The organism is Arenibaculum pallidiluteum, assembly GCF_017355985.1.
In the GTDB taxonomy this organism is placed as follows: domain Bacteria; phylum Pseudomonadota; class Alphaproteobacteria; order Azospirillales; family Azospirillaceae; genus Arenibaculum; species Arenibaculum pallidiluteum.
Map to the genome: position 1 here is coordinate 348,508 of NZ_JAFIQU010000003.1, position 25,679 is coordinate 374,186.

The window sequence follows — 25,679 nt, forward strand, 5'->3', positions numbered from 1 at the left end:
ATGACCGCAGCGACACTGAACGCGGGTGCGTCCCGCTCCGTCCTGCCGGCGGCCCTGAAAGAGGCGGCGATCGCCGCCGTGGTTGCCCTCGCCCTGACGCTGCCCTTCGTCGGGCTGCGGACGGTCGATTCCCCGCAAGGCCTGACCGTGGTCACCCGGTTCGGCGAGGTCGCCATCGCGGTCGCCCTCGTCTTCATCGGCCGGCTCGGACTCGTCCTGGTCCGCGAGGGCTATGCGGCGGCCGTACTGGGGGCGAGCATCGCGGCCGCCGTCGTCTTCTGGCTGGCTCCCTTCCCGACGCCTCCGCTGCGTGTCATCGCGCTCGGGGGTGCCGGCGTGATCGCGATTCGTGCGGCGCTGAAGCTGCGCGACATGCGGGGCGGCGCCGCCGGCCAGCAGGCACGCGACAACAGGGCCGACCGCTTTGCCGCCAAGGTGCAGGAGCTGACCCGCTGGCTCGGCCCGCTGGTCGTTCTCTTCGCGGTGGCGCTGCCGTTCATGCCCTTCGCCGGCCGCTCGGTGATCGACATCGGCATCCTGCTGCTGACCTACATCATGCTCGGCTGGGGCCTGAACATCATCGTCGGCTACGCCGGCCTGCTGGACCTCGGCTACGTCGCCTTCTATGCAGTCGGTGCCTATTCCTACGCGCTCCTCGCGCAGTATTTCGGCTGGTCGTTCTGGGCCTGCCTGCCGCTGGCCGGGGTGCTGGCGGCGATGGCGGGCCTGATGCTGGGCTTCCCGGTGCTGCGCCTGCGCGGAGACTACTTCGCGATCGTGACGCTCGGCTTCGGCGAGATCATCCGCATCGTGCTGCTGAACTGGTACGACTTCACGGGCGGCCCGAACGGCATCTCGGGCATCCCGCGCCCCGACTTCTTCGGCATCGCGGACTTCACCCGGAACCCTGCGGAGGGCAAGGTCGCTTTCCACGAGATGTTCGGGCTGGAGTTCGACCCGCTCCAGCGCATCATCTTCCTGTACTACCTGATCCTCGTGCTGGCGCTGGCCGTGAACTTCTTCACGCTGCGCATCCGCAAGCTACCCATCGGCCGCGCCTGGGAAGCCCTGCGCGAGGACGAGATCGCCTGCACGGCGCTGGGCATCGACCGGACGCGGATCAAGCTGGCGGCGTTCTCGATCTCGGCCATGTGGGGCGGCTTCGCGGGCGCCTTCTTCGCGACCCGCCAGGGCTTCATCAGCCCCGAGAGCTTCACCTTCCTCGAGTCTGCCATCATTCTTGCCATCGTCGTGCTCGGCGGCATGGGCAGCCAGGTCGGCGTGGTGGTGGCGACGCTGATCGTGATCGGACTGCCGGAGGCGTTCCGAGAGCTTTCCGAGTACCGGATGCTGGCCTTCGGCATGGGCATGGTCCTGATCATGGTGTGGCGCCCGTCGGGCCTGCTGGCCCACCGCGAGCCCACGGTCCTGCTTCATGGCGGCAGGGACGCGCGACGAAAGCGCGCCGCGGCGGAGGCCCGGGCATGACGGCGCTCGATACAGCGGCCGCGACGGCCGCGCCCGTGCTGCTCAAGGTTGAGCACCTGTGCATGCGCTTCGGCGGCCTGCTCGCCGTGAACGACGTATCCTTCACGGCCAAGGCGGGACAGATCACGGCGGTCATCGGCCCGAACGGCGCCGGCAAGACCACGGTCTTCAACTGCATCACCGGCTTCTACAGGCCGAGTGCCGGACGCCTGAGCTTCCGCGGGGACGACGGCACCGTGCATCTGCTGGAGCGCCTGCCGGGATACCGGATCGCCGGGATCGGCGTCGCGCGGACCTTCCAGAACATCCGGCTCTTCCCGCGCATGAGCGTGCTGGAGAACCTGATGGTCGCGCAGCACCGGCCGCTGATGCGCGCCTCGGCCTTCTCGGTGGCGGGGCTGCTGGGCCTGCCGAGCTACCGCAAGGCCGAGCGCGAGGGTGTCGAACTCGCCCGGCACTGGCTCGAGCGAACCGGGCTCGTGGACGTCGCCGACTGGGAGGCGGGCAACCTTCCCTATGGCGCGCAGCGGCGGCTGGAGATCGCGCGGGCCATGTGCACGCGTCCCCAACTGCTGTGCCTGGACGAGCCTGCGGCGGGCCTGAACCCGCGCGAGTCCGCGGAACTCGCGGATCTCCTGCGCTCCATCCGGGACGGAGAGGGTATCGGCGTGCTGCTGATCGAGCACGACATGAGCGTGGTGATGACGATCTCCGACCATGTGGTGGTGCTGGACTACGGCCGGAAGATCGCCGAGGGATCGCCTGAGGCCGTGCGCTCCGATGCCGCGGTGATCAAGGCCTATCTCGGCGAGGATGAGGACGACCCGCTGCCGCCCGAGGTGGCTGCCGATCTCGGCGTCCGCGTGGACGGGGAGGGCGCGTGATGCTGAGCATCCAGGGGGTCAGGACCTTCTACGGCTCCATCGAGGCGCTCAAGGGCGTCGACCTGGAGGTCGCGGAGGGCGAGATCGTCACGCTGATCGGCGCGAACGGCGCCGGCAAGTCGACGCTGCTGATGACGGTCTGCGGCAGCCCGCAGGCCCGGTCCGGCCGCATCCTCTTCGAGGGGCGGGAGATCACGCGGCTTCCCACCTTCGAGATCGTTCGGCGCGGCATCGCGCAGAGCCCCGAAGGGCGGCGCATCTTCCCGCGCATGACGGTGCTGGAGAACCTGCAGATGGGCTCCGTCACCGCCGAGCCCGGCAGCTACGCGCGGGAGCTCGAGCGGGTGTTCGAGCTGTTCCCGCGGCTCAAGGAGCGCATGCACCAGCGTGGCGGCACGCTTTCTGGCGGCGAGCAGCAGATGCTGGCCATCGGCCGGGCGCTGATGAGCCAGCCGCGCCTGCTGCTGCTGGACGAGCCGTCGCTGGGGCTCGCGCCGCTGGTGGTGCGCCAGATCTTCTCGGTGATCCGCGACATCAACCGGGAGCGCGGGATGACCGTGTTCCTGGTGGAGCAGAACGCCTTCCACGCGCTGAAGCTGGCGCATCGCGGCTACGTGCTGGTGAACGGGCGCGTCACCCTGGGCGGGACGGGAGCGGAGCTCCTGGCCAATGCCGAGGTGCGGACGGCCTATCTCGAAGGCGGACATTGAGAGGCGGCGATGGGCGGTTTCCTGAGCGAAGGCTTCGGCGTTTTCCTGGGCATGACCCTGCTCGTCAGCGGCCCGGCCGCCTTCCTGACGGGCCAGAACCAGGCTGAGTCCTGGGCCCCGTGGTGGAAGGTGGCGCTCTACGTGCTTCTTCTGCTGGTCGGCCAGCGCTTCCTGGCCTGGGCGCTGTTCCATGCGGCACCTGGCCATCCCGGCTCGATCCTCGCGAACGGGGCGGTGCTGATGGCCATCGCGCTCGCCGCCTGGCGCGCGACCATGGCGCGCCGGATGGTGCGCCAATATCCCTGGCTCTACGAGCGCACCGGCCCCTTCAGTTGGCGGGAGAAGTCTCCAGCCTGATGCAACCGGCGGCTTTGCGGAAACTGTCGCAAGGCCCGAGGAAGGCCGTATAATGACGAGGATCCGCCGACTACGGACGGCGGTGCCGGTGGCCCCAAGGGGCTCCGGGTCAACCACAGGGAGACGCAGATAATGAAATTCCGGCATGCTCTTCTCGCCACTTCCGCGGTCTTCGCGCTCGGCATCTCGGCCGCGCAGGCGCAGATCGTGATCGCGACGGCGGGCCCGATGACCGGCCAGTACGCGTCCTTCGGCGAGCAGATGCGGCGTGGCGCCGAGATGGCCGTGAAGGACATCAATGCGGCTGGCGGCATCATGGGCCAGCAGGTTCAGCTGCAGATCGGCGACGACGCGTGCGATCCGAAGCAGGCCGTTGCGGTCGCGAACCAGTTCGTCAACCAGAAGGTGAAGTTCGTCGCCGGGCATTTCTGCTCGGGCTCCTCGATCCCGGCCAGCCAGGTCTACAACGAGGAGGGCATCGTCCAGATCTCCCCGGCCTCGACGAATCCGAAGCTGACGGAGCAGGGCTTCAAGAACGTCTTCCGCGTCTGCGGCCGTGACGACCAGCAGGGCAAGGTCGCGGGCGACTACATCGCCAAGAGCTTCAAGGGCAAGAACGTCGCGATCCTCCACGACAAGTCGGCCTACGGCAAGGGACTGGCCGACGAGACGCAGAAGGCGCTGAACGCGGCCGGCCTCAAGGAGAAGCTGTACGAGGCGTACACGGCCGGCGAGCGCGACTACTCGGCGCTGGTCTCCAAGATGAAGCAGTCCGCGGTGGACGTCGTCTATATCGGCGGTTACCACACCGAGGCCGGCCTGATCACCCGCCAGATGCGCGAGCAGGGCATGAACGCCCAGGTGATTTCGGGCGACGCGCTGAACAGCCAGGAATTCTGGTCGATCACGGGCGACGCCGGCAAGGGCTTCCTGTTCACCTTCGGCCCCGACCCGCGGAACATGTCGACCGCCAAGGGCGTGGTCGAGAAGTTCAAGGCCGGCGGCTACGACCCCGAGGGCTACACCCTCTATACCTACGCCGCGGTCCAGGCCTACAAGGCCGCCGTGGAGACCGCGAAGTCGACCGACGCGGCCAAGGTGCAGCAGGCGCTGGTCGGCGGCACCTTCGATACCGTGATCGGGAAGATCGATTTCGACGACAAGGGCGACGTCACCACGCCGGCCTATGTCTGGTACCGCTGGGACAACGGCACCTACAAGGAAATCGCCTCGAACTGAGCGCGGTCTGAAACGGATCCGGCGGCCCCACTGGGGCCGCCGGTTTTCTTTTGACCGATGGATTGTCCCGTCTAATCGATGGGCCGGCCCGTCAGGCCGCGCGGGGCGGGGTGAAGTCCGGGGAGGGGGCCTTGGCCTGCTGGCCCTTGCTGTCCTCCCGACGGTGCTCCGTGACGATGCTTTCGCAAAGCCGCATGACCTCACGCCAGAACGAAGCCGCGCGCAGGTTGTTGGCGGCGATCAGCTCGACCAGCCGCACCTTGCTGACGCGCGGGGCATGCTCGCCCCATTCCTCGATCAGGTGGTTGGCCATGGCCACCACGTCATAATCGTTCTTCATGGCTTCGGTAACGCTCCCGTCGCAGCTAGGTTCCTTCAGCTCGTTGCCATCTTCCGGCGTATATCTCCGCAGCGCGCTACCGGGCCGTGCGGCCCTCTGTGGCGTCCGCGCAACGCTCCGATCCGTCAGCGGCCCGCCGCTCCCCTGCCTTCGCCATGCTCACCACATCCATGCTATGGATCCCGTCCGGCAGGGCCGGCCCAAGGCCCCCGCCCCCCGGTAGAAGGCTCGGGAAGTTCGGAGAACGCCTATGCGGCGGAACAAGCGCGATATCGTCGAGGGCCAGAAGTACCGGAGGCTCGGCCCGGGTGGCGGAGTCTGGGAAGTCGTGGCGCTGCGCAAGGACGGGATGGGCGCCGTGCACGCGCAGATGAAGCGCGCCGACGATCCGAAGACCCTGAAGACGCTGGCCATCGCCGCCCTGCTCGACCCGGAGCAGTTCGAGCGCCTCGAATCCTGAACCGTCTGCCGTTTCCGCCGTCGTCAGCGTGCCACCCTCGCGCGCAGCGCGGGCGCGTCCTCCCGCGGACCGGCCAGCCCCCGCTGGATCGCCCAGACGGCCGCCTGGGTCCGGTTCTGGGCACGGATCTTCCGCATCAGGTTCTTGAAGTGCATCTTCACCGTTGACTCGGTGATGTCGAGCTCGCGGGCGATGGCCTTGTTCGACTGCCCGGCCAGCAGGCATTGCAGGATCTCGATCTCCCGGCGCGACAGCTCGCCCGCATCGGCGGCATCGGGCGGCACGCTGGAATCGGTGACGCTGTCGAGCACCTCGGAGACCGCGTCGGGCATCACGGTCATGCCGAGGCACACCAGGGCGAGGGCCCGCTGCAGCGCATGCGCACCGATCCTCCTGTCGAGGCATCCCGCCGCCCCTACGCGAAGCGCCAGCGCGAGCAGCGGCTCGGCGAACGCGTCCCCGAGGACGACGAGACGCGCGTCGGGCGCCGCCGCCCGAAGCTGACGCAGGGGCTCCCCGAAGGCATCCACGGCGCCGTCCGGCAGCACGGCCAGGATCAGGTCGGGCCTCATGCCTCGGCGCAGCAGGCTGCCGGCATCCTCCACGGTTGCGGCGATGGCGGTGGGTGAGAAGGGCGTCCCCTTCAGCTGGGCGACCAGCGCACCAGTGGACGGCCTGTCGCCGTCCACCAGCATCGTGAAGCGCGCTTCCATCATCTCTTGATGACCCTCATGCGAATGTCGTGGTTAAGAAAACCTTACTCGGGCGCTAGGAGCCAGTGTTATAAGGGGGACGCCGGTTGCTGGTCGACCGGGGGAGTCACCACAAGGGGATAGCCGCGTGACGTTCCATACGAGAGGAGACAGGGGCGTGTTGCTCACTCTCGATAGACGCGCCAGGCCCGCACCGCCGTTGGAGGTCCTGGTGGTCGACGACCATGTGCTGGTCCGGCGTGGCCTCGCGCTCTCGATCGAGGAGGCGCACCCCCGGGTCCAGGTCATCGAGGCGGCGTCGCTGGCGCAGGCCGTGGATGTCGCGCGCCGACGACCGGACCTCGCCATGGCGCTGTGCGACCTGCGTCTGCCCGACGCCGACGGCATCGACGCGGTGACGGGGCTCGTCGCCGCGCTCGGCGACGTGCCGGTCGTTGTGGTGTCGGCGCAGGAGGATCCCGTCATGATGGCGGCATGCATCCGCGCCGGTGCCCGCGGCTTCCTGCCCAAGGCTGGGCCGGCCGAGGTGATGACCCATGCCCTGTCGCTTGTGCTCGAGGGCCGGGGCGAGGGCCGGGACCGCTACGTGCCAATGCCGGCGCAGGCCCTGTCCTGCCGGCGCGAGGCCAGCGAGGGGGCCGCGCTGCTGGATCGTCTGACGGATCGTCAGCGCGACGTCTTCCGCCTGCTGCTGGAAGGCCAGTCGAACAAGGAGATCGCGCGCTCGCTCGGCGTGCTCGAGGGCACGGTCAAGGTGCATGTGCGCGCCATCATGCAGAAGCTCGGCGTATCCAGCCGCACACAGGTCGCCATTGCCGCCGCGCGAGCCGGCTGCCTGAACGTCTGACGGCCGGGCGACCGGATTTCGGCCGCCCGACGTCCGACAGCCCTGGCCCCGTCCCGCCCACCAGAGGCCGGACCCCTGGAGCGGGCTTTCGCGCTCGCCCGCTCGCCGCTAACCTGCCCGGGCTGCGGCAGCCAAAGGGGGCAGGGCGGTGGAGTATCGGTTCGGGACAGCGGCCTCGGCCGTGGACGAGGCGCGGCTGTGGGAGCGCCATGTCCGGATGGCGCAGTTCGGAGCGCTTCCAGGCGGCGGCGTCAACCGCCAGGCCCTGTCTCCGGAGGACGGCCGCGCACGGCGCGAGCTTGCCCGCTGGGCCGCGGAGCAGGGCTTCACCGTCGCCAACGACCCCGTCGCCAATCTCTTCATCCGCAGGGAAGGCAGCGATCCGTCGCTGCCGCCCGTGCTGGCCGGCTCGCACATGGACAGCCAGCCCACCGGCGGGCGGTTTGACGGCATCTACGGCGTGCTTGCGGCTTTCGAGGTGCTTCAGGCACTGAACGATGCCGGGGTGGTGACCCGCCGCGCCATCGAGGCCGTGGCCTGGACCAACGAGGAGGGCTCGCGCTTCCAGCCGGGCTGCCTGGGATCGGGCGCCTTCACCGGCGCGATCCCGCCACGCCCCGCTCTGGAGGAGGTCGACCGAGACGGCATCAGCGCCCGGGCCGCTCTCGATCAGCTGCTCGACGGCGAGTCCGACTTCGCGCGGCGCCCACTGGGCTTCCCCGTGCACGCCTATCTCGAATGCCATATCGAGCAGGGGCCGCTGCTGGAGCAGGCGGGCGTTCCGGTCGGCATCGTGACCGGCGTGCAGGGGTCGCGCTGGTTCGCCATCGAAGTGACGGGCGAGGAGGCGCATGCCGGGACGACGCCAGCACGCCTGCGCAAGGACGCGTTCATGGCCGCCGTAGACATCGTCGATGCGCTGCGGCGGCTGATGCATGACCCCGAGGACATTGTGCGCTTCACCGTCGGCCGCTTCGAAGTCGGACCCGGGGCTCCCAACACGGTGCCCGGCCGCGTCTTCTTCACGATCGATTTCCGGCATCCCGATCCCCACACACTGAAGCGCCTGGGCGACCAGGTGGAGCCCGTCGTGAGGGCCCATGCCGGACACTGCTCCGTGCGGGTGACGGAAACCTTCACCTCGGTTCCCTGCGCCTTCGATGCCGGCGCCGTCGCGTCCGTCCGCACGGCCGCCGCCGGTCTGGGCCTGCGGGCTCTCGAGCTGCCGTCGGGGGCCAACCATGATGCCCGCTTCCTGGCGGAGGTCTGCCCTTCGGCGATGATTTTCGTGCCCTGCGAGAAGGGCATCAGCCACAACGAAGCCGAGAACGCCACGCCCGGCGACCTCGCAGCCGGCACGCGCGTGCTCGCCGAGGCCGTCGTCGCCCTTGCCAATTCCTGACACCGGAACCGATCCATGAACATCGACCGCGCCGCCCTGGGCGAACGTCTCGTCGCGATCCTGTCCGATCTGATCGCGATCCCCTCCGCCTTTCCGCCGGGCGACACCAGCGCCATCTGCGGCTATGCCCGCGAGAGACTGGCCGCTGCCGGCCTGCGCGCCGAGATTCATGCGCGCACGCCCGGGCTCGACAACTGCGTCGGCCGGATCGGGCCGGGCGGCGGACCGCAGGTCGTGTTCAACGCCCATGCGGACACCGTCTCCATGGGCGAGCGCGCCATGTGGAACACGGATCCCTTCAAGGCCGAGGTCCGCAACGGCCTCGTCTACGGGCTGGGCGCCGGAAACTGCAAGGGCAGCATGGCGGTCCATCTGTGGCTGGCGGAGGAGCTGGCGCGCCGCGGCGGACCGAAGCGCGGGGAGGTCGTCTTCACCTTCGTCGCGGACGAGGAGAATCTCGGGCCCGACGGCATGTACTTCCTGCGCGAGAGCGGCGTCGTGAAGCCCGACATGCTGATCCTTGGCGCGCAGACGGAGAACCAGCTCATCACCGCCGAGCGCGGCGTGCTGTGGGTGCGCCTGACGGCCACCGGGCGCGCCGCCCATGCCGGCAATCCGGCGGCGGGCGACAACGCCATCATGCGGATGGTGCGGCTCCTCGACCGCCTGGATCTCGAGCTCGGGTCGCGGCTGAGCCAGCGGATCGACGGCGCGATGCGCTCGACCATGAACGTCGGCATGATCCGCGGCGGGCACAACACGAACGTCGTTCCCAACCTCTGCACCGTCGAGATCGATCGGCGTGTCCTGCCGGACGAGAAGGTTTCCGCCGCCTTCGAGGAGATCCGGACCATGATCGATGAGGCCGGCGAGCCCGGCGGCACAGTGTCGGTCGAGTTCCTGCGCGGCACCAACGGCTTCGCGGCGCCGCAGGACGGCGCGCTGGTCGGGGCATTCCGGGACGCGGTCCTGGCCCATCGGAACGCGCCCGTGCGGTTCCTGAACGCCACGGGCGTCTCGGATGGCCGCTACTTCGCCGACGACGGGATCGAGATCGTGAACTTCGGCCCGGGTTCGGGGGCCCAGGGGCACGCCGCGAACGAGAGCGTGCCGATCGACCAGATGGTCGATGCAGCGCTGATCCAGCTCGCCGTCCTGGACCGGCTCCTGGCCTGACGGCAGGCCGAGGGGCCGGTCCTTCGGGGGCGGCACCCTCCGCCCAGGCTGTCCGGGCGATCAGCGCCGCTTGCCCTCGCGGGCCCGGGCGAAGGCCTCGGCCAGGGCGCCTCCCGCGGGGGTCTGCGGCGCAGCGGCAGGACGCGGGGCGCCCGCCGGAGCTTTCGCCTGTCCCGGCCGGCCCTGCGGGGCGCCCTGCTCGTGGTTGCGGCCCTGCACACGCTGCCCATGGGCGTGCTGCGGCCGGTTCGCGGGCGCCGCGGCGCGGTCCCGCGATTCGCCGGCGCCGCGCGGCTGGGCTGGCTCGCCCATGCGCATCGTCAGGCCGATGCGCTTGCGCGCCACGTCCACCTCGACGACCTTCACCCGAACGATGTCGCCGGCCTTCACCACCGTGTGCGGGTCCTTGACGAAACGGTCGGCAAGCTGGGAGATGTGGACGAGCCCATCCTGGTGCACGCCCACATCCACGAAGGCGCCGAAGGCCGTCACGTTGGTCACGACCCCCTCTAGCACCATGCCGGGCTGCAGGTCCTTGATCTCCTCGACCCCATCCTTGAACGCGGCGGTCCGGAACTCCGGCCGCGGGTCCCTGCCGGGCTTCTCGAGCTCGGCCAGGATGTCCCGGACCGTCGGAACGCCGAAGCGCTCGTCGACGTAGTCCTCGGGGTTCAGCGCGCGCAAGAAGCGAGCATCGCCGATCACCTCGCCGAGGGGGCGCCGGGCGCGTTCCAGGATCCGCTCGACAACGGGATAGGATTCCGGGTGCACCGCCGAGGCGTCGAGGGGATCCTCCCCCGCAGGGATCCGCAGGAAGCCCGCCGCCTGCTCGAAGGCTTTCGGGCCCAGGCGCGGCACGTCGAGGAGCTGCGTACGGCGCCGGAAGCGGCCCTTCTCGTCCCTGAATGCCACGATGTTCCGGGCGACGGTCTCGGACAACCCGGAGACGCGCGCCAGCAACGGGACGGAGGCGGTGTTCAGGTCGACGCCCACGGCGTTCACGCAGTCCTCGACCACCGCGTCCAGAGCCCGCGCGAGCTTCGTCTGCCCGACATCGTGCTGGTACTGGCCGACGCCGATGGATTTCGGCTCGATCTTCACGAGCTCGGCGAGCGGGTCCTGAAGGCGCCGCGCGATCGACACGGCGCCGCGCAGCGAGACGTCGAGGCCGGGGAACTCGGCCGCCGCGACCTCCGAGGCCGAGTAGACCGAGGCGCCGGCCTCGGAGACCATGATCTTGGTCAGGTTCAGCTCGGGATGGCGCTTGATGAGATCGGCGGCCAGGCGGTCGGTCTCGCGGCTTGCTGTGCCGTTTCCGATCGCGACGAGATCGACGCCGTGCCGTCCGGCCAGGGTGGCCAGCGTCGCGATGGCGCCGTCCCAGTCGTTGCGCGGCTGGTGCGGATAGACCGTGGCGGTGTCCAGCAGCTTGCCCGTCGCGTCCACGACCGCGACCTTGACGCCGGTCCGGATTCCCGGATCCAGCCCCATGGTCGTGCGCGGCCCCGCGGGCGCGGCCAGCAGCAGGTCGTGCAGGTTGCGCCCGAAGACGCGGATCGCCTCGTCCTCGGCACGGTCGCGCAGCTCGGATAGGAGGTCGAGCTCCAGATGCAGGCCGATCTTGACCCGCCAGGCCCAGCGCGCAGTCTCCGCCAGCCACTTGTCCGCAGGCCGCCCGAGGTCGCGGATGCCGGCATGGGCGGCGATCGCGGCCTCGCAGGGGTGCGGCGCCGCTTCGGGCTCTCCGACCTCGATCTTCAGGTCCAGCACGCCCTGCGCCCGTCCGCGGAACAGGGCGAGCGCCCGGTGCGACGGAACCGTGGCCAGCGGCTCGGCGAAGTCGAAATAGTCCCGGAACTTGTCGCCCTCGGCCTTCTTCTCCTCGACGACGCGGGCGACGACCCGGCCCGCATCCGCCACGATGGTCCGGAGACGCCCGACCAGCTCGGCGTCCTCCCCGAACCGCTCGATCAGGATCTGCCTGGCGCCGTCGAGGGCGGCCTTGGCGTCGGCGACGCCCTTTTCGGCATCGACGAAGGCGGCGGCCTCCTGCTCCGGAGCGCGCGTCGGGTCGGAGAGAAGGGCGAGCGCGAGCGGCTCCAGCCCGGCCTCGCGGGCGATCTGCGCCTTGGTCCTGCGCTTTGGCCGGAAGGGGAGATAGAGATCTTCGAGCCGCGTCTTCGTGTCGGCCTGCGCGATCTGCGCCTGCAGCTCCGGCGTCAGCTTGCCCTGCTCGGTGATGCTGGCAAGGATCTGGCCGCGCCGCTCCTCGAGCTCCCGCAGGTACCGGAGCCGCTCCTCCAGGGTGCGGAGCTGCGTATCGTCGAGCCCTTCGGTCGCCTCCTTGCGGTAGCGCGCGATGAAGGGGACGGTCGCACCCTCGTCGAGCAGCCGGATGGCCGCGGAGACCTGGGCTTCACGAGCCTGAAGCTCGTCCGCAATGCGCTTTGCGATGGGGATCATGGCGGAAATGGACCGGTTCAGCGGATCGGGCCGTCCTGATACACCGGCCCGTCGGCGCTGCCAACCGGCGAGGATCCCTGGCCTGCAAAGTGGCCCGCAAAGGAAACGGCGCGGGCGGAGATCCGCCCGCGCCGCCGCTTCCGGGCAGGGCCCGGATCGCCGTCAGTCGTCCTTGTAGATGTCGATGTCCTTCGTCTCGCGGACGAAGAGCATCCCGATCACCAGCGTCGCCGCCGCGATCACGATCGGGTACCAGAGGCCCGAATAGATGTCGCCCGTCGCCGCCACGATGGCGAAGGAGGTCGTCGGCAGGAAGCCGCCGAACCAGCCGTTGCCGATGTGGTAGGGCAGGGACATCGACGTGTACCGGATGCGGGTCGGGAAGAGCTCGACAAGCATCGCGGCGATCGGCGCGTAGACCAGGGTCACGTAGATCACCAGGATCGTGAGCAGGATCACGACCATTGTGGTGTTGACCCGGGCCGGGTCGGCCTTGGCGGGGTAGCCCGCCGCGGTCAGCGCATCGCCCAGGGCCTTGTTGAAGGCCGCGCGCGCCTCGCCCGACGGAGCCGGGGCGGAGGTTGACGGGCCGTGGCCGAGGTTGACGCCTGCAGCGGCAGGGGCGGGCGCCGCGGAGATCGACTGGATCACCGTGCTGCCGACCTTGATCTGCGCCACCGTGCCCGCCGGAGCAGCCTCGTTGGAGTAGGGGATGCCGCGGGTGACCAGCGCGCTCTTCGCGATGTCGCACGAGCTGGTGAAGGCCGTGGTGCCGACCGGGTTGAACTGGAACGAACACTCGGCCGGGTTCGCGGTCACGACCACCGGGGAGGTGGCGATGGCCTGCTCGAGAGCCGGGTTGGCGTAGTGGGTGATCGCCTTGAACAGCGGGAAGTAGGTGACGATCGCCAGGGCCAGGCCGGCCATGATGATCGGCTTGCGGCCGATCTTGTCGGACAGGACGCCGAAAATCACGAAGAAGGGCGTGCCGAGCGCCAGCGCCGCCGCGATCATCAGGTTCGCGGCCTGCGCATCGACCTTCAGCGTCTGCGTCAGGAAGAACAGTGCGTAGAACTGGCCGGTGTACCAGACGACGGCCTGGCCGGCGACGAGGCCGAACAGGGCAAGCAGCACGATCTTCAGGTTGCCCCAGCGGGCGAAGGACTCGGTCAGCGGCGCCTTGGAGGTCTTGCCCTCCTCCTTCATGCGCTGGAAGGCCGGGCTCTCGTTCAGCATCAGCCGGATCCAGATCGAGATGCCGAGCAGCACGATCGAGACCAGGAACGGAATGCGCCAGCCCCAGGCGTTGAAGTCCTCGGGCGTCAGGGCGTAGCGGCAGCCCAGGATCACGAGCAGCGACAGGAACAGGCCCAGGGTCGCCGTGGTCTGGATCCAGGACGTGTACGCGCCGCGCTTGCCGTGCGGAGCGTGCTCGGCCACGTAGGTGGCGGCGCCGCCGTACTCGCCGCCGAGGGCAAGGCCCTGCAGGAGGCGAAGGACGATCAGGATGATCGGTGCCGCGATGCCGATGGACGCGTAGTTCGGCAGGATGCCCACGATGAACGTGGACAGGCCCATGATCAGGATGGTGACGAGGAACGTGTACTTGCGGCCGATCAGGTCACCGAGGCGGCCGAAGAAGATGGCGCCGAAGGGACGGACCGCGAAGCCAGCCGCGAAGGCCAACAGCGCGAAGATGAAGGCGGCCGTTGGGTTCACGCCCGAGAAGAACTGGGCCGCGATGACGGCGGACAGCGAGCCGTAGAGATAGAAGTCGTACCATTCGAAGACCGTGCCGAGCGACGAGGCGAAGATGACCCGCCTTTCCTCGCCCGTCATGGGCCGGACGGTGCCGGCCGTGGCAGCATACGCCATGGTTTGTTGCCTCCCTAGAGTGACCGCAGTCCCGGCGCAGCGCCGCAGCCGTTCCTCCGGCGCTGCGCCGGAACCTCGGTCTAGTGCATCCGTGATCCCACGGGGAGGGGAAACGGTCACCCCCGACCATGGTCGGGGGTGCTGATGATCGGCGGTCTGCATGGTCGTGACGGGCCGGCCGCGACCCTGTACTGTCGGCCGCAGGGCGGCGTGCCGCCGCGGGGTCCGCAATGAGCAGCTGGTTCGTCCTTTCCATCTCGATCCTCTACATCGCGTTCCTCTTCGCGATCGCCTGGTACGGCGACAGGAAGGACTCGGCCGGCTCGTCCCAGCGCAGGAGCCCCGTCCTCTACACGCTGAGCCTCGGAGTCTACTGTACGTCCTGGACCTTCTACGGAGCGGTCGGACGGGCGGCGAGCGACGGGTGGGGCTTCTTCGCGATCTATGCGGGACCGATCGCGGCCTTGATTCTCGGCCGGCGCGTGCTCGAGAAGATGGTCCGCATCGCCAAGTCCGAGAATGTCGTCTCGATTGCCGATTTCATCGCGGCTCGCTACGGCAAGAGCCAGGCGCTCGCGGCGCTGGTGACGGTCACGGCGGTCGTGGGGCTGATGCCCTACGTCGCCCTGCAGCTCAAGGCGATCACCATCAGCTTCGAGGCGCTGGTCGGGCACGAGGCAGGCGGGCTGACCAGCAGCCTTCCCGGCGGGACGACGCTGCTGACTGCGGTGTCCATGGCCGTCTTCGCGATCCTCTTCGGGATCCGGACGATCCATGCGAACGAGCATCACCGCGGCCTGATGCTGGCCGTGGCGGCCGAATCGGTCGTGAAGCTCGGTGCGGCGGTCGCGGTGGGCTTCGTGATCGCCGTCGGCATGACCGGCGGCGTCGAGCGGTTCGCCGCCGACGTCGCGGCGCATCCGCGCCTTGCCGAGCTGCTCTGGCCCGACTTTTCCCGCGCAAGCTGGTGGACCGCCTGCCTCCTGGCGGCGCTCGCGATCATTTGCCTGCCCCGGCAGTTCCATGTGGCCGTGGTCGAGAACACCCACGAGGCCGATACCCGGGTCGCAGCGCGCTATTTCCCCCTCTACCTCGTGGCAATCAACGTCTTTGTGCTGCCGGTCGCGCTGGCGGGGCTGCTGCGCTTCGGCGCCGAGGGCGAGGCGGATACCTTCCTGATCTCGATCTCGGTCTCCGAAGGGAGCGACTGGCTCGCCCTCACGGCCTTCGTCGGCGGCCTGTCGGCGGCGACCAGCATGGTCATCGTCGAGGTGGTGACGCTCAGCACGATGGTCTGCAACGACGTGGTCGTGCCTCTGCTGATGCTGCGGCGGCGCGATGGCCGCGTCGTCTCGGCCCGCAGCCTGCTGACGATCCGGCGCATGGCGGTGTTCGGGATCCTGGCGCTCGGCTACTGGTATTACGGGATCATCGGCTCGGTCTTTCCGCTCGCGAGCATCGGGCTCCTGTCGTTCGGGGCGGTGGCCCAGTACGCGCCGGCGCTGCTGATCGGGCTGTACTGGCGGCGCGCGACGGCGGCGGGCGTGATCTCCGGCATCGCCGTGGGGTTCATCGGCTGGACCTTCACCATGCTGCTGCCATCCTTCGCCGAGGCACGCTGGATCGACGGATCCTTCCTGCCACCGCCCATCGAGGGCCTCGACCGCCTGACGAGCGCCGTGCTTTGCAGCCTCGGCGCCAACCTGCTGGCCTTCATCGGCGTCTCGCTCGCGACGCGGCAGCCCGCCATCGAGCGCGAGCAGGCCGAACGCTTCGTCCACCAGAACCGCACCCGCGTTCCCGAGCCGTCCGGCGCACGCCCGGCGACGCTGGGGGAGCTGCGCGATCTCGCGGCCCGCTATGTCGGCGATGTCCGCGCGGACGCTGCGTTCCGCCAGATCGTCGCAAACCGCCTCAAGGTCGGAGTCCCCTACGAGGCGGCCCTGCTCGGGCGCTGCGATTCCGAGGCCCGGCAGGCGACGGAGCGCCTGCTGTCCGGAGCCATCGGCTCGGCCTCGGCCCGCGTGGTGGTCGCGGGGCTTATGGCAGACCGCCGCCTGTCGCGCAGCGACGCGCGATCGATCATCGACGAGGCCTCGCGTGCGCTGCTGGCGCAGCACGACCTGCTGCGCGCGACGCTGGAGAACGTGGGGCAGGGCATCTGCGTCTTCGATTCCGAGCTGCGCGTGGCGACCTGGAACCGCCGCTTCCTCGAGCTCCTCGACATCCCGGACAGCCTCGTGGCGGTCGGGACTCCCCTGGCCGAGATCGTGCACTACAACCGTCGCCGGGGCGAATACGGCCAGAACGGCGAGGTCGAGGACCTGCTGGCGCGCCGCACCGCCCAGGAGCGGGCCGGCCGTGCCGACGTGTACGAGCGGCTGCGGCCCGACGGCACCGTGCTGGAGGTTGCGACGAACCCCATGCCCGACGGCGGATTCGTCGCGGTCTATACCGACGTGACGGACCGGCACCGCTTCGCGACGGCCCTCCTGGACGCCAAGGAGTCGCTGGAGCGGCGCATCGAGGAGCGGACCCGCGACCTGGCAGCCGCCAAGGCGGAAGCCGAGCGCGCCAACCAGGGGAAGACGCGGTTCCTCGCTGCGGCCAGCCACGACCTGCTGCAGCCGCTGCACGCGGCGCGCCTCTTCCTCTCCGCCCTCGCGGCAAGGGTCAGCGACCCCCTGATCGGCCAGACCGACGCCTCGCTCCGATCCGTGGAGCATCTGCTGGGCGACCTGCTGGACGTCTCGAAGTTCGACACGGGCATCGTCAAGCCGAACCTGACCTCCTTCGCGATCAGTGACGTGCTGTTCCCCCTGGGCGAGGAGTTCGCTGTTCTGGCGCGCCAGCACGGCTTGGGCCTGCGCGTCGTTCGGTCATCGTGCGCGGTGCGCAGCGATCCCGTGCTGCTGCGCCGCATCCTCCAGAACTTCCTGGCGAACGCGGTGCGCTACACCCCCACCGGCCGGATTCTGCTGGGATGCCGGCGGCGCGGCGACGTGATGTGGATCCAGGTCTGGGATACGGGGCCCGGCATCCCCGAGGACAGGTTGGGCGAGATCTTCGTCGAGTTCCGGCAGATCGGCGCGCCGGTGGAGGCGCGCGGGCGCGGCCTGGGCCTCGGCCTTGCGATCGTGGAGCGGCTCGCCGCGATCCTGGCTCATCCCGTTGTCGTACGCTCGCAGGTCGGCAGGGGAAGCTGCTTCGCCATCGGGGTTCCGCTGGCCGTCGCGGCGGAGCGTGCCGTCGTCCCGGCGCCGCCGCGGGCCGGACGCAGCCTGAAGGGATCGCTCGTCTTGTGCCTGGACAACGAGGCCGCGATCCTGGAGGCCACGCGCGAGCTGTTGAATGGCTGGCACTGCGAGGTCGCCGGGGGCACGACCGTCCAGGCCGCACTCGACGACCTGTGCGGACGGATCCCCGACGCGATCATCACCGACTACCATCTCGGCGTCAGCCTCACGGGCATCGATGCGCTGGCGGAGTTCGAGGCGCGCCTCGGAAGGCGGGTACCGGCCGCCATCGTCACCGCGGATCGCGGAGACGAGGTCCGGGCGGCGGCGGCGGCGGCGGGCTGCGCCCTCGCCTACAAGCCGATCCGCCCCGGAGCCCTGCGCGCGCTTGTGGGCGAGCTGCTGGCGAAGCGCCGCCGCGCCGCGGTGGGCTGACGCGGCGGTCGCCCGCCGGCCAAGCGGTCCTTATTCCGCGGCCTGCATCGTCGCGACGGGCTGGCTGTCGATGGCGACGCTTGCCCGCATGCGATCGTAGAGCTCCGTGGTCCGGACATAGGCGGGCTGTTCCTGGAGAACGTATATGACGCGTCCTGCCATGGCCGCGCTGATCGTATCGACGCCGAGCGCCAGGCCGCCGCCCTGGCCGCGGGTGGCCAGGCGGAGATCCCAGACCGTGCGCAGTCCGCTGCTGCGCAGCGCGGCCAAGCCCTTCGGCTGGAAGTGCAGCAGCAGGAAACACTGGCCGTACCAGTCGATCAGCTGGGGCAGCGAGTAGGGGGTGTGCAGGGACAGGCGCAGCGGGTTGGTCGAGACCAGCCCCTGCGCGTCGTAGATGCCGACCTCGGCCAGGCGCGCCCGCGTGAAGGCGCTGATGCCCTGGATGTGCTCGAGGTCGATGTGGTCGTTCTGCTCGGAGGCGCCGAAACGGCGCGAGATCCTGTTCCCGATCCAGCGCAGGACCGTCTCCGGCATGACGCCGGCGCCGAAGGCGATCGCCATCAGCAACTCGCCCGAGGCCGGTGCGATGAAATGATAGGCGACCAGCGCGATCACGGCCCCGGCGACCAGCCGTGCCGACAGCTCCTGGTAGGTATAGCCCGTGACGTCCCTGAGGGCCATGCGGCGGGTCAGGTAGATCACGGCCCAGACCAGCGACCCCGCGAAGGCAAAGGCGAGGCAGACCAGGGCCCGGGCACCGTAGGCCATCAGGGTGGCCTGCTTCTCCTGCGTTCCGAGCCCCGGCTGCGCCCATGGCCAGTCCGCCATCGCCGGGCCCAGGAGCGGGATGATCGGCTGGCTCAGGAGGTCGAGGTTGGGCGCGAAGAGCGAAAAGAGACCCAGGCTGACCACGAGCGTGACCGCCAGGAAGAACGGCGGGTTCGTGGCGCTCTTGTAGAAGTTGGGCTCGATGATCCCCCTGCGGTATTCGGCGATGGAGCTCCCCGCGACGAGCTTCTCGCCTTCCGAGTTCAGGAAGGGACGAAGCGCCAGCGTGCCGCCGAGACGGTACGAGAAAGCCATCTTCCGCAGCTCCTCGATGTCCGAATTGGTCGTCAGCCGCTGGAACCAGCGCGCCACGAGAAGCAGACCCGCCAGGACCTCGGCGAAGAAGAAGACCACCAGCCAAATGGCGTCCTCCGGCGCGATCGGGAACCTGGGCCACAGATAGTAGGCGAGCAGGCTCGCAGGGAGCAGCAGGACAAGGCACAGGACGACATAGGCTCCATAGCCGGCCCGTCGGAGCGCCATCTCGCGCTCCGCCCTCTCGGCGTCGGCCTTCTTCGCCCTTTCCTCGGCCGCCGTCCGATCAACCCACCACCTCACCATCGTCCCGCCCTCCTGTTGTCGGATGCCAAGGGATCCGTGCTTGTCGTAAGGCATGGAAGATCTGCCCCCCGCCAGTAGCGGAAGTGGTTGTCAGGGTTTCAGGCTGCGCACGGACCCGGTCCATCCCGGTGTCGCATTGGTGCCGCTGCCAGCGTCGGCCGCATGGCCGTCGTCCGGGGCCGAGTCGGCATGCTTGCATCAATATGAATGATGTTGCTTACCATCGACGGGCAAGAGCAACATTATAATGCGATTACCCCAATTGGGGCCGCCGATAGTGTAGTCGATCACCGAAGATCATGGGGGCGTATGGTGTTTGCACGTGCCCATGGAACGCTTGGCTGCGCGGATGCTACTCCGGAACGGGCATGGTGCCGCCGGGCATCAGCCGGCTCGCGATCACGGCGGCCTGGGTGCGCGTGACCACGCCCAGACGGCGGAGGATCACCGTGATGTGGCCCTTAACGGTCGCCTCGGCGACGTTCATCTCGTAGGCGATCTGTTTGTTGAGCTTTCCGGCGACGATCCCGGCGAGCACGCGGAGTTGCTGGGGCGTCAGCGAGGCGACGCGCTCGGCGAGCTGGATGTCCTCCTCGGGCGTCGCGGAAAGCGGCGGGCTCCAGATTTCCCCATCGAGCACCGCACGGATCGCATCTCCTATCTGCGCGATGGGCGCCGATTTCGGCACGAAGCCCGACGCGCCGAACTCCATGGCTCTGTGAATGGTGGCCGCGTCCTCGGTGGCCGACACGACGATCACGGGCGTCGCCGGATGTTCCGCGCGCAGCATCGCAAGGCCGACCAGCCCGCTGGCGCCCGGCATGTTCAGGTCCAGCAGGACGACGTCGGCCCCCGGACCCGTGGTCAGCGCGGCGCCGACCTGATCGAAGTCGGCGGCCTCGACGATCTCCGGAGCTTCGACGGACTGATCGACCGCCTGGCGCAGTGCAGCCCGCATCAAGGGATGGTCGTCGGCTATCAGAACCCTGCAAGCCATGAAGCGGCCGTCCTTGCCTAAATTCCCAGTGATTATCGGGTGATGCGGACGCCGGAGCAACGTTCCCGAAACGAGACATCGGCACTGGGTGTGAAAATAGAAAATTAACCATGCGGAGCCAGACTGCGGCATCCAGATCCCGGCCCAAGGCCTGTCCCGATGTCAGATTCGATCCTCCTGTTCCTCGCCTCCTATCTCGCGATCGGCGCGGTTTTCGTCCGGCGCTGCGCCTTCGAGACGCGGCTCGCGGGCTGGCGCGGGCAGGCCGCCGTACTGCTTGCCTTCTGTGCTATGAGCGCCGTCTGGCCCATGCTCGCCTACTATACGGCGCGTGCACGCCTTCGGCGCTTGGTGGGATGAGGATCGTTCCGTTCGCGGTGACTGTTGACCCTGCTGCGCGTTAACCATTCCTTCATGCGGCATGGCGTATATCGAAAGGGCGATGGGTCACATTGCGTTTCCTCCCTGATTACAGACTGGCCCCGGCGCCTCACGGCACCGGGGCTTTTCTTTGTCTGCAGGGCAGGGCCGCCGGCCGGTGCCGGGTTCGACCGAGCATGGTATAAGCGCGCTGGAAGTCCGTTCCCCGGAGCCGGCCCGCCACGCCTTGCCAGCGATCCTGACCTCCGTTCTCCTGCTGCTCGTTTTGGCACCGCTGGGCCTCGCCCGCGGTCGCGGGCCACACGGCGCCGTGCTCGTGCATGGCGGCGCCGTGATCGCGTCCGTGATCGCCGCCGCCGCCGCGCTGCTCCACCTCGGCGGCTTCGACCTCGGAGCCGCTGCGCCCCTCCGCGACGCCGCACTGCCCTGGCTTCGGATCAGCTTCGGCCTGGACCTGCTCTCCGCGTACTTCCTGGTCGCCGTCAATCTCTGCGCCGCATTCTCCAGCATCTCGGCGCTGGGCCAGCGGCGCGAGGGAAGTTTGGAGGCGGGGTCGCTCGCGGCCTATCCGATTCTCATCGCGGGGATGAACCTCGTGCCGCTCGCCCGGGACGCCTACTCGCTCCTGCTCGGCTGGGGCGTGGCCGGCGTCGCGTCATGGCTGCTGCTCCTGTCGTCGGAGGAGGCCGGGGCAGGGCGGGCGGCGCGAATCCATCTGATCCTGTCGGGTTTCGGCCTCGCCTGTCTGCTGATCGCCTTCGCGCTGCTCGGGGGATCCAGCGCCGATCTCAGCTTCGAAAGCCTGCGCGTTGCCGCCGCGGCGTCCCCGGCGGGTCTCGTCCCTGCGCTGGTGATCCTCGGCATCGCAGGCGGCATTGGGCTCGCGCCGCTGCATGTCTGGCTCCCGGGGATCCTGGCCGCGGGGCCGGCCCGGGTTTCAGCCCTGATGGCCGGCGCCATGCCGGTAACGGCCTATTACGTGCTGCTGCGGGCCGTGTTCGACCTCGCCGGCGGACCGGGAACCGGGTGGGGCGCCCTGCTGGCGGGGATAGGCGCCGCGACGGCGCTCGGCGCCGCGCTCCGGGCGCTGATGGAGGCGGATCTTCCACGGATCCTCGGCGTCGCCGCAGTCGGGAGCCTCGGCTTGGTGGCGGTCGGGACTGGGGGAGCCGCGGTCTATGACGCGAACGGGCTGCCCAATGCCGCCGGGCTTGCACTGTCTGGAGCGCTTTTGCATGGGCTGAACCACGCGGTCTTCATCGGGCTGCTGTTCCTCGCCGCCGGCGCAGTGGTCGCTGCGACGGGGGAAATGCGGCTCGACCGGCTCGGCGGTCTGGTCGCACGCATGCCATGGACCGCCGCGGCCTTCCTCGCCGGTGGAGCGGCCCTGGCCGCCCTGCCGCCGCTCAATGGCTTCGTGGCCGCATGGCTTCTGTTCCAGGCCTTCCTGCAGGCGCCCGATCTCGCTGATCCGGGTCTGAGGATTGGCGCCCTGGCGGTCGCCGCCGCGGCTATCCTGTCCGCCGCGCTTTTTGCGATGGTCGTCGTTCGGTGCTTCGGTCTGGTCTTTCTCGGCCGGCCGCGGTCCGAGCAGGCGGACATGGCCGCCGATCCGGAGCCCGTGGAACGCTGGTCCATGCTTCTGCCGGCGGTGCTCTGCGCGCTGATCGGCGTGCTGCCGCTTCCGCTCCTGGCGCTGATCGAGCCGGTGGCCGCGGCCCTGCTGGGTACCCCGGAAAGCTCCGGTGCGAGGGCTGGAGTCCTTTGGCTGGCGCCGCAGGCGGCCTTCGGAAATGCCTATAGCGGCCTTCTCGTGCTCGCCATGGTGCTCTGCCTGGCGGTGCTGACGGCCGCGGCCGTGCGGAGGATCGGCGGACGGGCGGCGCGCCGGGCGCCCCCCTGGGCCGGCGGCGCCGAGCCGCCCATCGCGGGCACGCCGCTCAGTGCGTCCGGCTTGGCCCAGCCGATCCTGCGGGTTTTCGCGATGCAGGCCTTCGCCTTCCGGGAGGAGGTTGGCCGGGCGCCGCCTGGTGACACGGGGGCCGCACGATACCGATTGGATTGCCGGGATCCCGTAGAGACGCTCTTCTTCCTCCCGCTCGGTCGGCGCGCAGGAAGGCTGTTGCGCCGGGCGGGACGCGGGGGGCACCTCGGTACTCCGGGCAGTGTCGGCCTCGCGGCCGCGGCGCTGGCGTCACTGATGCTCCTGGCTGCGGTGCTGGCATGATCGTCCAGGCTATAGGCGCGGCTTTCCTGCAGCTCCTCCAGATGGGCCTGGTGCTCGTCGCGGCGCCGCTGCTGACGGGCTTCGTGAGCCAGGTGAGGGCCCGCCTCATGGGCCGGCAGGGGCCGCCGCTGCTGCAGCCCTTTCGTGACTTGCTCCGCCTGCTTCGGAAGGAGGCGGTGGTGCAGGACGAGACAAGCTGGCTCTTCACGGCGACGCCCTTCCTTGTCTTCTCGACGCTCTGGCTGGCGGCGGGCCTGGTGCCCACCTTCGCGAGCGGCCTCGCGCTGGCGCCAGCGGCGGATCTCGTGGCGCTGGTGGGACTCCTGGCGGTGGCGCGGGTCCTGACGATGCTTGCCGCGCTCGACACGGGGGCTGGCTTCGGCGCGCTCGGCGCAGTGCGGCAGTCACTGGTCGCGGTGCTTGCCGGACCCGCCATGCTCATGGCAATTTTCGCCGTAGCGGCGGCAATGCGCAGCACCTCGTTGCCGCGGATGGCGGAGTTCGTGCTTTCCGGCGGCGTCGAACCGCGCCTGTCCCTGGCCATTGCGCTCCTCGCCCTGACGATGTTGGCGCTGGCGGACAACGCCCGGATGCCGGTGGACGGCCCTGGAGCCGGTTCCGCGACGATCGGCGGAGCGACGAGCCTGGAATATTCCGGCCGGCATCTGGCGCTGATCGAGGCGGCCGGAATGCTGCGCCTTCTGATCCATGCGTCGCTGATCGCCTGCATCTTCGTGCCATGGGGAATGGCCCTGCCCGGCGACGGCGCGCTCGCGCCGGTGATTGGTCTCGGTGCCTTCGCCGCAAAGATGGCGGGTGCTGGCGTGGCGCTCGCGCTCACCGAGGTGCTCTCGACGCGGATCGGCATCAGGCGCCTGGGCGAGTACGGCGGGTGGGCGTTGATGGCGGGGATGCTGGCGGCGATCTTCCTTTCCGTCTCTCTGGGGGCGTGATGCAGGGAGTTCCGGAGTTTGGCCGCGACGTCGCGCAGCTTCTCGGGGGCGGGGTGCTGCTGCTTGCCCTGCTCGGCCTGCGCCAGCGGCGTCGCATGGCGCTCGTGAAGGTCCTGGCCGCCCAAGCCGCCATGCTCGCGGCCGCCATCGCCTGGCAGGGCAGCGTCCGGGATGAGCCGGGCCTGTATGTCGCAGCCCTGCTGGCCTTCGGCCTTCGGGCCGTTCTGGTCCCGGCGGCGCTGCGGCGCCTTGCGCTCAGCCACGGCCTTCCGCCCACGGCCGCGACCAACCCTGCCCTCGGCCCCGGAATGATGCTGGCCCTGGCAGTCGCCGCGGTGGGAGCCGCGGCCATGGTTGCGCAAACGGCCGATGTCGGGAGTGGAGCTGCGCTGTCGCGCGAGGACCTGGCCCTTGCGCTGGCGGTGACGTTGCTGGGGCTGCTCGGCATGGCGGCCCGTCGCGACGGCATCGGTCAGGCAACCGGCCTCATGGGCGTCGAGTCCGGGGTGATCCTTGCTGCCGCCAGCGCGGCCGGGATGCCGATGCTCATCGGGATCCTCGTCGCACTGACGGCCATGACGGCACTGGCGCTTGCGACGGTCCACCTGCGCCACCAGCTCGACGAGGCGCTCGCGACGCCCAAACGGAGGGTGGAGGAATGAACGCCCTCGACATCGTCCCCACGCTTCTGGCGATCCCTGCGGCGGCTGCACTCCTGCTGGCCCTTCTGCCCTGCACGGTCCGGGCAGCGGCCGTGGTCGGTGGCGGTGCCTGCGTGGCTCTGCTCGCCACCACCCTCGTCATGCTGGGGGCGGAGCGGGGAGCGGGCGAGCTGTTCCTTGTCGATCGGCTGAACCTCCACCTGTTGGTGCTGACCGCCCTCATTGCGGCCGCCACGGCTCCGGTCTCGGCAGGGGCAATCGCGCGCGAGGTCGAAGCGACCCGCCTGTCGCACCGGGGTGGCCGGCTGTTCCATGCCCTGTTCCAGGCCTTCCTCGCCGCTGCGATGCTGGCCCTGGCCGCGAACAATCTCGTTCTGCTGTGGATCGCAGTAGAGGCGGCCGTGCTGGCCTGCGCCGCGATGTTCTCGCTCTGGCGCACGCCCAGGAGCCTCGCCGCGTGCTGGAGCCTTCTCGTGATGTGCGGAGCGGGCCTCGGCCTGGCGTTGCTCGGAACGGTGCTTGTCTACGCGGCGGCCCAGCCTGCAACGGGCGCCGGCATGCCCGCCCTGACCTGGTCCCGCGTGTTGGAAGTATCGGCCGAGGCGGATCCCGCGCTGCTGAGCCTCGGCTTCGTCCCGGTGCTGCTCGGCTATGGCGCGGTGGCTGGGCTGGCACCGATGAACGGCTGGCTGGCCCGCGCCCACGGCCAGGGCGCCGCGCCGGTCGGCGCCGTTCTTTCGGGGCTGCTCCTGAACGTCGCGCTCCTGGCAATGCTGCGCTTCAAGATGCTGCTGGCGGCCAGCAGCGCCGGCCTGAAGCCCGGCGGCCTCCTGATCGGGCTAGGGCTCGTCTCCGCCCTGGCGGCGGTCGTGATGCTGCACCGCTGCCGCGACATGCGGCATCTGCTCGCCTTCAGCTCGGCCCAGCACATGGGGCTGGCGACCGTGGCCTTCGGTCTCGGCGGGACGGCAGGCAACGTGGCGGGCCTGCTCCAAGTCACCCTGCACGCGCTGACCAAGTCGGCCCTGTTCGCAGCGCTCGGCCCGGCAGGGCGGGACGCGGATCGGCGTGGTACGGAGGGCCGGGCGCGCGCGCCGGGCCTGCGCTGGGCCGTTCTCGCCGGCGTCGTGGCGGTTGCGGGCCTCCCGCCCTTCGGCCTGTTCGCCAGCGCTTTCCTGATCGTGACCGCCGCCGCCGCGCACTCGCCATTCCTTGCGGCTGCGGTGCTGCTGGGCCTGGTCGCGGCGCTGGTGGCGCTGGCAGCACGCCTGCCGGCGGCATGGGCATCCGAGTCCTGTGCCGGCCGCATGGTCGACGGCCTTGCCGTCGTACCGGTGTTCATGCAACTCGGACTGGTCCTGCTCGCGGGGATATGGCTGCCGGAGCCCGTCGCGGTCTGGCTGCGTTCCCTCGCCGAGCAGCTGGGATAGCGCTGGATCGGG

21 protein-coding genes are annotated in these 25,679 nt (G+C 69.7%); 15 read left to right on the top strand and 6 right to left on the bottom strand.

What is annotated here, in order from left to right; genetic code table 11:
- The 5 genes from livM to JUB13_RS08850 all read left to right on the top strand — a co-directional run bounded on the left by livM (nt 1) and on the right by JUB13_RS08850 (nt 4,678).
- Entirely contained in the window at nt 1-1,488 is a 1,488-nt protein-coding gene (gene livM, locus JUB13_RS08830) for a high-affinity branched-chain amino acid ABC transporter permease LivM (protein WP_207478428.1), read from the top strand.
- Nucleotides 1,485-2,372 carry an ABC transporter ATP-binding protein gene (locus JUB13_RS08835; protein ID WP_207478429.1) on the top strand — a complete coding sequence of 296 codons (888 nt, stop codon included), beginning with the start codon at nt 1,485-1,487 and terminating at the stop codon, nt 2,370-2,372. Before livM ends, JUB13_RS08835 begins: the two co-directional genes overlap by 4 nt.
- Nucleotides 2,372-3,082 (top strand): ABC transporter ATP-binding protein, encoded by a 711-nt coding sequence (locus JUB13_RS08840; RefSeq protein WP_207478430.1) that lies wholly within the window; start codon nt 2,372-2,374, stop codon nt 3,080-3,082. Before JUB13_RS08835 ends, JUB13_RS08840 begins: the two co-directional genes overlap by 1 nt.
- A 9-nt stretch (nt 3,083-3,091) precedes the next feature.
- Nucleotides 3,092-3,439, top strand: coding sequence for a DUF6867 family protein (locus JUB13_RS08845; protein ID WP_207478431.1), 348 nt, complete (start codon nt 3,092-3,094; stop codon nt 3,437-3,439).
- A 132-nt stretch (nt 3,440-3,571) separates the two neighbouring features.
- On the top strand, nt 3,572-4,678 hold the full coding sequence (locus JUB13_RS08850) for a branched-chain amino acid ABC transporter substrate-binding protein (RefSeq protein ID WP_207478432.1): 1,107 nt from the start codon (nt 3,572-3,574) through the stop codon (nt 4,676-4,678).
- Nucleotides 4,679-4,769: 91 nt separating this feature from the next.
- Here JUB13_RS08850 and JUB13_RS08855 read toward each other — a convergent pair whose 3' ends face one another.
- Complete coding sequence (locus tag JUB13_RS08855) at nt 4,770-5,018, bottom strand: hypothetical protein (protein ID WP_207478433.1); 249 nt, start codon at nt 5,016-5,018, stop codon at nt 4,770-4,772.
- 250 nt (nt 5,019-5,268) lie between these two features.
- Between JUB13_RS08855 and JUB13_RS08860 the strand changes: the two genes are divergently transcribed.
- The gene (locus JUB13_RS08860; RefSeq protein WP_207478434.1) at nt 5,269-5,478 is read left to right on the top strand and encodes a hypothetical protein; all 210 of its coding nucleotides are present in this window, start codon (nt 5,269-5,271) and stop codon (nt 5,476-5,478) included.
- Between the two features lie 23 nt (nt 5,479-5,501).
- On the opposite strand, the gene JUB13_RS08865 is transcribed toward JUB13_RS08860, so the two are convergent.
- On the bottom strand, nt 5,502-6,194 hold the full coding sequence (locus JUB13_RS08865; RefSeq protein WP_236024826.1) for a LuxR C-terminal-related transcriptional regulator: 693 nt from the start codon (nt 6,192-6,194) through the stop codon (nt 5,502-5,504).
- A gap of 208 nt (nt 6,195-6,402) precedes the next feature.
- Between JUB13_RS08865 and JUB13_RS08870 the strand changes: the two genes are divergently transcribed.
- The 3 genes from JUB13_RS08870 to JUB13_RS08880 all read left to right on the top strand — a co-directional run bounded on the left by JUB13_RS08870 (nt 6,403) and on the right by JUB13_RS08880 (nt 9,616).
- A complete protein-coding gene (locus JUB13_RS08870) occupies nt 6,403-7,038 on the top strand; it encodes a response regulator transcription factor (RefSeq protein ID WP_328702896.1) in 636 nt (211 codons plus the stop codon).
- A gap of 148 nt (nt 7,039-7,186) precedes the next feature.
- Complete coding sequence (locus tag JUB13_RS08875) at nt 7,187-8,440, top strand: M20 family metallo-hydrolase (protein WP_328702897.1); 1,254 nt, start codon at nt 7,187-7,189, stop codon at nt 8,438-8,440.
- 15 nt (nt 8,441-8,455) lie between these two features.
- Entirely contained in the window at nt 8,456-9,616 is a 1,161-nt protein-coding gene (locus JUB13_RS08880; RefSeq protein ID WP_207478436.1) for a M20 family metallopeptidase, read from the top strand.
- Between the two features lie 60 nt (nt 9,617-9,676).
- Here the strand turns inward: JUB13_RS08880 and JUB13_RS08885 are convergent, their stop codons facing one another.
- The gene (locus tag JUB13_RS08885) at nt 9,677-12,079 is read right to left on the bottom strand and encodes a Tex family protein (protein WP_207478437.1); all 2,403 of its coding nucleotides are present in this window, start codon (nt 12,077-12,079) and stop codon (nt 9,677-9,679) included.
- A 162-nt stretch (nt 12,080-12,241) separates the two neighbouring features.
- A complete protein-coding gene (locus JUB13_RS08890) occupies nt 12,242-13,954 on the bottom strand; it encodes an MFS transporter (protein WP_207478438.1) in 1,713 nt (570 codons plus the stop codon).
- 230 nt (nt 13,955-14,184) lie between these two features.
- Between JUB13_RS08890 and JUB13_RS08895 the strand changes: the two genes are divergently transcribed.
- The gene (locus JUB13_RS08895) at nt 14,185-17,625 is read left to right on the top strand and encodes a PAS domain-containing hybrid sensor histidine kinase/response regulator (protein ID WP_207478439.1); all 3,441 of its coding nucleotides are present in this window, start codon (nt 14,185-14,187) and stop codon (nt 17,623-17,625) included.
- A 30-nt stretch (nt 17,626-17,655) separates the two neighbouring features.
- Here the strand turns inward: JUB13_RS08895 and JUB13_RS08900 are convergent, their stop codons facing one another.
- Both JUB13_RS08900 and JUB13_RS08905 read right to left on the bottom strand, forming a co-directional pair.
- Nucleotides 17,656-19,017 carry a hypothetical protein gene (locus JUB13_RS08900; RefSeq protein ID WP_207478440.1) on the bottom strand — a complete coding sequence of 454 codons (1,362 nt, stop codon included), beginning with the start codon at nt 19,015-19,017 and terminating at the stop codon, nt 17,656-17,658.
- 352 nt (nt 19,018-19,369) lie between these two features.
- Nucleotides 19,370-20,146 (bottom strand): response regulator, encoded by a 777-nt coding sequence (locus JUB13_RS08905; RefSeq protein ID WP_456237109.1) that lies wholly within the window; start codon nt 20,144-20,146, stop codon nt 19,370-19,372.
- Between the two features lie 27 nt (nt 20,147-20,173).
- Here JUB13_RS08905 and JUB13_RS08910 point away from each other — a divergent pair, with 27 nt between their 5' ends.
- The 5 genes from JUB13_RS08910 to JUB13_RS08930 all read left to right on the top strand — a co-directional run bounded on the left by JUB13_RS08910 (nt 20,174) and on the right by JUB13_RS08930 (nt 25,667).
- Nucleotides 20,174-20,374, top strand: coding sequence for a hypothetical protein (locus JUB13_RS08910; RefSeq protein ID WP_207478441.1), 201 nt, complete (start codon nt 20,174-20,176; stop codon nt 20,372-20,374).
- Nucleotides 20,375-20,621: 247 nt separating this feature from the next.
- Entirely contained in the window at nt 20,622-22,622 is a 2,001-nt protein-coding gene (locus JUB13_RS08915) for a proton-conducting transporter transmembrane domain-containing protein (protein WP_207478442.1), read from the top strand.
- Nucleotides 22,619-23,575: a respiratory chain complex I subunit 1 family protein gene (locus tag JUB13_RS08920; protein WP_207478443.1), complete on the top strand. Its 957-nt coding sequence runs from the start codon at nt 22,619-22,621 to the stop codon at nt 23,573-23,575. The genes JUB13_RS08915 and JUB13_RS08920 overlap by 4 nt, the downstream gene beginning before the upstream one ends.
- Nucleotides 23,575-24,237, top strand: coding sequence for a hydrogenase-4 component E (locus JUB13_RS08925; protein WP_207478444.1), 663 nt, complete (start codon nt 23,575-23,577; stop codon nt 24,235-24,237). The genes JUB13_RS08920 and JUB13_RS08925 overlap by 1 nt, the downstream gene beginning before the upstream one ends.
- Nucleotides 24,234-25,667, top strand: a complete 1,434-nt coding sequence (locus tag JUB13_RS08930; RefSeq protein WP_207478445.1) for a proton-conducting transporter transmembrane domain-containing protein — start codon at nt 24,234-24,236, stop codon at nt 25,665-25,667. Before JUB13_RS08925 ends, JUB13_RS08930 begins: the two co-directional genes overlap by 4 nt.
- Nucleotides 25,668-25,679 lie beyond the last annotated feature (12 nt).